We start from the raw sequence: 4,709 nt of genomic DNA, 5'->3' as shown, positions 1-4,709 counted from the left end.
GGGCCCGGCGCCGGCGGCGGGCCGCCGGGCGAGGCCGCCGGGAAGGCGGCCTGGGTGGGCGCCTGCGGGTAGCCGTACCCGGGGCCCTTCGGTTGGCCGGGCGGCCCCGGCGGCTGTGGCTGGCTCATGCTTCCCCCTCGTTCCGTCCCCTGCGTGCGCGTCGCTGTCCCGGCCTCACCCGCTGTACACCACCGCGCACAGCAGGACGGATTCCGCGTCCATCGTCCACCAGTAGTACTGCTGGTTGCCGGCGGCCGAGGAGCACTCGTCGCCGGTGGGGTTCGACGGGGCCGAGTAGACGGCGATCACGTTGAACTTCTGGCTGTAGGGCGAGGGAACGCTGCCGCCCTGGCAGTCGATCCAGCTCATCAGGTTGGCGCTGCCGTCCGCCATGCCGAGGAAGCACTGGCCCACCTCGAACTGCCGGGTCAGGCAGAGCGCCACGGTGTCGGGGCCGTAGCTGTAGTAGATGTAGGAACGGCCGGCGTCCACCGGGCAGTCGGAGACGGTGTCGGTGGTGGAGGCCACCCAGACGCCGGCGTTGTCCGCCGAGCAGTCCACGACGTCGGGCGTGGTGCTGGCCCAGTCGGAGTCGTTGACCATCCAGTTGGCCAGGCAACTCCCCTGGCTGACCGAGCGGTACAGCTCCATGGTGGGGTCGGTCGGCGGCTCGGTCGGCGTCGGCACGGGGTCCTCCGTCGGCATCGAGCCGCTGTCCCCGCCGCCGGGGTCGCCCGGGACGTCGTCGATGTCGCCGCCGAGGTCCCCGCCGCCGGCGTCCATCTCCAGGTCCTCCAGACCCTCCAGGTCCGGCAGTTCGCCCGGGTCGCCGGACTCGAAGCCCTCCAGGCCACCCATGCCGGGCATGGCGCCCATCGACTCGTTGTCCCTGGCGTCGGCTCCGGTCGCGGCGGCCAGGCCGAAGGAGAGCCCCGTCACCAACACGACGATCAGCGCCAGGATGCCGAGGCGCTGGCCCCCCCTGGCCCCGCCGGGGCCTCCCCCGGGGCCCGGCGCGCCTGACGGCCCGGGCCAGCCCTGCATATGGCTCATCGCACTCCCCCGTGTCGTGCACTTGTTCAGCGAACGGTCAGGCTAGCAACACCCCGAGGCTCGCACACAGTCGCGGCCCATTCTGGTGCGAACCGGAGACATACCGCCCTCGGAACCTCCGGAACGTGCCGCCGTGGCTCGCGTCAACTCCCGTGTGTACGAAGGGAGAAGACGGTGTGCGGAACGCGTCGGGTAGTACATCCGTGCCTTCCGTCGCCCGTGCGGACCCATTTCCCCCGTCGAGGCATGAGAGCCCTCCCGGATCAGAAATAATCGCGTTAGTCGCTCATTCCTCATCGGGAGCTGATCCGTGCGTTCCACTCCTTTCTCCGCCGCCGGTACCGTCGCCGGGGCACTTTTTCTCGCCGCCGCCGCATTTTCCGTTCCGGCCCATGCGGCCGAGGGCGAGGTCACCGTTTTCGGTACGGAAGTCACGCCGCTGACGAACTACGCCGACCCGGTGGGCTGCCACAAGCTGCCGCTGGACGCCCATGTGCTGACCAACCGCACCGACGGGCCGGTGACGATCCACGGCGACCCGTTCTGCCTCACCCCGGGCCTGACCGTGCGACCGGGCTACGGCTCGCACGTCGCGCCGGGCAGCGGCTCGTTCTCCGCCTAGCGCGGGTCCCCGCGCGAGGCGGGGTGAACGGCCGTTGTCCGAACGAAGCTTGGGAGAGGGAGACCGGTGAGCAGAGAGGTCCTGGCGGTGGTCGGCCTGGGGTACGTGGGCCTGCCGCTGGCGGCGCGGGCCAGCGAGGTGGGCCTGGTCACGGTGGGGTTCGACGTCTCGCCCACGGTGGTGGACGGCCTCAACGCGGGCCGCTCCCATGTGGGCGACGTCCCCGACGCGACCGTGGCCGCCATGCTCACCCGGGGGTTCGCCGCCACCGGCGACCCCGGGGCGCTGGCCGGCTGCGACACCGTGGTGATCTGCGTGCCGACCGGCCTCGACGCGGCCGGCGAGCCGGATCTCTCGGCGCTGCGGGCCGCCGGCCACACCGTCGGCGGCCAACTGCGGCCCGGCACCCTGGTGGTGCTGGAGTCCACCAGCCACCCGGGCACCACCGACACCCTGTTGCGGGAGATCCTGGAGAAGGAAAGCGGCCTGCGGGCCGGCGACGATTTCCATCTTGCGTACTCCCCCGAGCGGATCGATCCGGGAAATCCGCACTACGCCCTGAGGAACACTCCGAAAATTGTGAGTGGTTACACGCCGCTCTGCCTGAAACACGCGACCGCCCTCTACCAGAGGCTGGTCGACCGGGTGGTGCTCTCCGCCGGCACGCGCGAGGCGGAAATGGCGAAACTCCTGGAGAACACCCACCGTTATGTGAACATCGCCCTGGTGAACGAGGTGGCGCGTTACTGTGAACGGGCGGGCATCGACGTGTGGGACGTGCTGCACTGCGCCGGCACCAAGCCCTTCGGCTACACGCCCTTCCAGCCGGGCCCCGGCGTCGGCGGGCACTGCGTCCCGGTCGACCCGCGCTATCTCGACGTGCACGCCGCCGAACAGGGCTTCACCTTCGAGCTGTTGGCGGCCGCCCGCCGGGTGATATCCGGGATGCCCAGCCGGGTCGTCGAGCGGGCGGCCGTCGTGCTGCGGCGCGAGGGGCGGGAGTTGGCCGGCAGCAGGGTGCTGCTGCTGGGCGTCTCCTACAAGCCCGACGTGGCCGACGTCCGCGAGTCCCCCGCCTTCCCCGTCGCCACCCTGCTGCGCGCGGCCGGCGCCGAGGTGGCCTACCACGACCCGCTGGTGCCCGCGTTCGCCCCCGACGGGGTGCCGATGACGCGGGAGACCGACCTGACCGCCGCACTCGGCCGGGCCGAGCTGGCGATCCTGCTCCAGGACCACGCCTGCTACCCGGCGCGCCAACTCGCCCAGGCGCCCTGCGCGTTGCTGGACACCCGGGGCAAGACCGCCGGCGCCCGCGTGACGCTGCTGTAGCGCCCGCGCGCCGCCGCGCCCCACCCCCACCAAGCCGCCGGACGGACCGTGCCGTCCGGCCCCAGACCTGGCACCGGCCTGCCTCCCCCCGGCACGCCGGCCGCCGGGGCGGCGCGGGCCCCCGCGCCCGCGCCGCGTCCCACCACCAACCCAACCCCTGGAAGAAGGAGTTCGAGCCATGGCCAACAACCCCGTGATCGACGCCCGCCTCAGCAAGCGTTTCGACAAGTGGGACTTCGACCGCAACGGCGTGCTGGAGCGCGAGGACTTCGTGCAGGAGGCGGCGCGGATCGCGCGGTCCTTCGGCAAGCCGGCCGACTCGCCGGAGGCGGAGGCCCTGCGCGACGCCTTCGTCGGCCTGTTCGACTACCTGTCGGCGCAGGCCGGCGGCAGCCCGACGCTCACCCGCGACGCGTACCAGCGGGTCGCCGGCGACCTGGTGTACGTCCAGGGCGAGGCGGCGTTCAACCGGGCGCTCGGCCCGGTCGTCGCGGGCCTGGTCGGCCTGGCCGACCAGAACGCCGACCGGCTGATCAGCGGCGAGGAGTTCGCGTCCTGGCTGACCGCGCTCGGCCTGGACACCGCCTCGGCGAAGGAGTCGTTCCAGAAGGTCGACACCGACGGCGACGGCCAGCTCTCCGAGGAGGAGCTGCTCATCGCGATCCGGCAGTACCACTTCGGTCAGCTGGACGTCGAGCTGCTCGGCTGAGTCGGGCGCGCCTGTCAGAGGCATCGCGTCGGGTCGGCGGCCTGAGGGTCGCCGGCCCGGTCCGCTGTGCCCGTTCTCCGGGCCGGCGATCGCAAGAATATGTGGATCGGTCTAGCGCGGTCGGTCATGGGACGAAAGGGCGCGGAGACACGGGACCGACTGCTGGACGCGACACAGGAGTTGGTCGAGGACGCGGGGTACTTCGGCACCGGGCTCAACCAGGTGCTCGCGGCCAGCGGCGCGCCCCGGGGCTCGCTCTACTTCCACTTCCCCGGCGGCAAGGACCAGTTGGTCGCCGAGTCCGTGCGGCGGGCCGGCCACGCGGTCGGGGAGACGCTGGCCGGCCGGGCCGCCGAACCCGACATGCCCACAACGGAGTTCGTCGCCGGCGTGCTGCCCGCCCTGGGCGACCGGCTGGCGCAGGGGCCGCCCGGTGGCGACCGTGGCGCTGGAGACGGCGGCCGCCAACTGGCCGCCCTGCTGGGCTGAGCGGCCCACCTGCCGCGACCGACGGGCCGGCCAGCACATCGGGCTGGCCGCCCTCGTCGCCGACCTGTGGAACGGGCGGCTGCCCGCGCTGCCCGGCGGCCACGACCCCTGGGTCCCGATCGTCACGGTCGAGCACCTGGCGAAGTTCTGGCGGCCGTTCCCGCGTTCGCCCCGGCGGGCGAGCACCACTGGGTGCTCGACGACGGAACGCCGCCGCTGCCCGAGCTGGTCCGGCTGGTCGCCGCGCACACGGGCGTGCGCGCGCCGCGCCGGTCCGTCCCCGTCGGCCTGCTGCGGCGGCTGCCGCGCCGGCTCACCGGCACCGACCCCGAGACGCTCTCCTTCCTGGCCACCGACCGCTACCCGACCGGCTCAGCCCGGGCGCTCGCCGCCCGCGCCGGGCTGGCGGCACCGCCGGCCGCCGACGCGCTGCGCGCCTCGGCGGACGACCAGATCGCGGAGCGCTTCGGCGCGGCCTCGCCCTGGCCGCGCCCCTACGGCTTCCAC

The 4,709-nt window shown here is 73.2% G+C and carries 5 protein-coding genes and 1 pseudogene; 5 read left to right on the top strand and 1 reads right to left on the bottom strand.

Annotated features, from left to right (window positions below):
* Nucleotides 1-174 precede the first annotated feature (174 nt).
* The gene (locus EBN88_RS28715; protein WP_147472892.1) at nt 175-1,053 is read right to left on the bottom strand and encodes an LppU/SCO3897 family protein; all 879 of its coding nucleotides are present in this window, start codon (nt 1,051-1,053) and stop codon (nt 175-177) included.
* Nucleotides 1,054-1,363: 310 nt separating this feature from the next.
* On the opposite strand from EBN88_RS28715, the gene EBN88_RS28710 reads away from it, so the two are divergent.
* The 5 genes and pseudogenes from EBN88_RS28710 to EBN88_RS31395 all read left to right on the top strand — a co-directional run.
* The gene (locus tag EBN88_RS28710) at nt 1,364-1,675 is read left to right on the top strand and encodes a hypothetical protein (protein ID WP_122399931.1); all 312 of its coding nucleotides are present in this window, start codon (nt 1,364-1,366) and stop codon (nt 1,673-1,675) included.
* A 66-nt stretch (nt 1,676-1,741) separates the two neighbouring features.
* Entirely contained in the window at nt 1,742-3,004 is a 1,263-nt protein-coding gene (locus tag EBN88_RS28705) for a nucleotide sugar dehydrogenase (protein ID WP_122399930.1), read from the top strand.
* 178 nt (nt 3,005-3,182) lie between these two features.
* Entirely contained in the window at nt 3,183-3,713 is a 531-nt protein-coding gene (locus EBN88_RS28700; protein WP_122399929.1) for an EF-hand domain-containing protein, read from the top strand.
* Between the two features lie 126 nt (nt 3,714-3,839).
* The gene (locus EBN88_RS28695; protein ID WP_199742525.1) at nt 3,840-4,202 is read left to right on the top strand and encodes a TetR/AcrR family transcriptional regulator; all 363 of its coding nucleotides are present in this window, start codon (nt 3,840-3,842) and stop codon (nt 4,200-4,202) included.
* 192 nt (nt 4,203-4,394) lie between these two features.
* Nucleotides 4,395-4,709, top strand: a pseudogene (locus EBN88_RS31395) (alpha/beta fold hydrolase); the annotation flags it as partial.

This window comes from Streptomyces triticirhizae (assembly GCF_003696235.1).
Taxonomy (GTDB): Bacteria; Actinomycetota; Actinomycetes; order Streptomycetales; family Streptomycetaceae; genus Streptomyces; species Streptomyces triticirhizae.
The sequence above is the reverse complement of the archived record's forward strand: the minus strand, read 5'-3'. Positions and strand labels throughout refer to the sequence as shown.

What these genes read in the sequence shown, in the direction of transcription:
- EBN88_RS28715 (WP_147472892.1), bottom strand. Translation starts at nt 1,053, where the DNA reads ATGAGCCATATGCAGGGCTGGCCCGGGCCGTCAGGCGCGCCGGGCCCC.
- EBN88_RS28700 (WP_122399929.1), top strand. Translation starts at nt 3,183, where the DNA reads ATGGCCAACAACCCCGTGATCGACGCCCGCCTCAGCAAGCGTTTCGAC.
- EBN88_RS28695 (WP_199742525.1), top strand. Translation starts at nt 3,840, where the DNA reads ATGGGACGAAAGGGCGCGGAGACACGGGACCGACTGCTGGACGCGACA.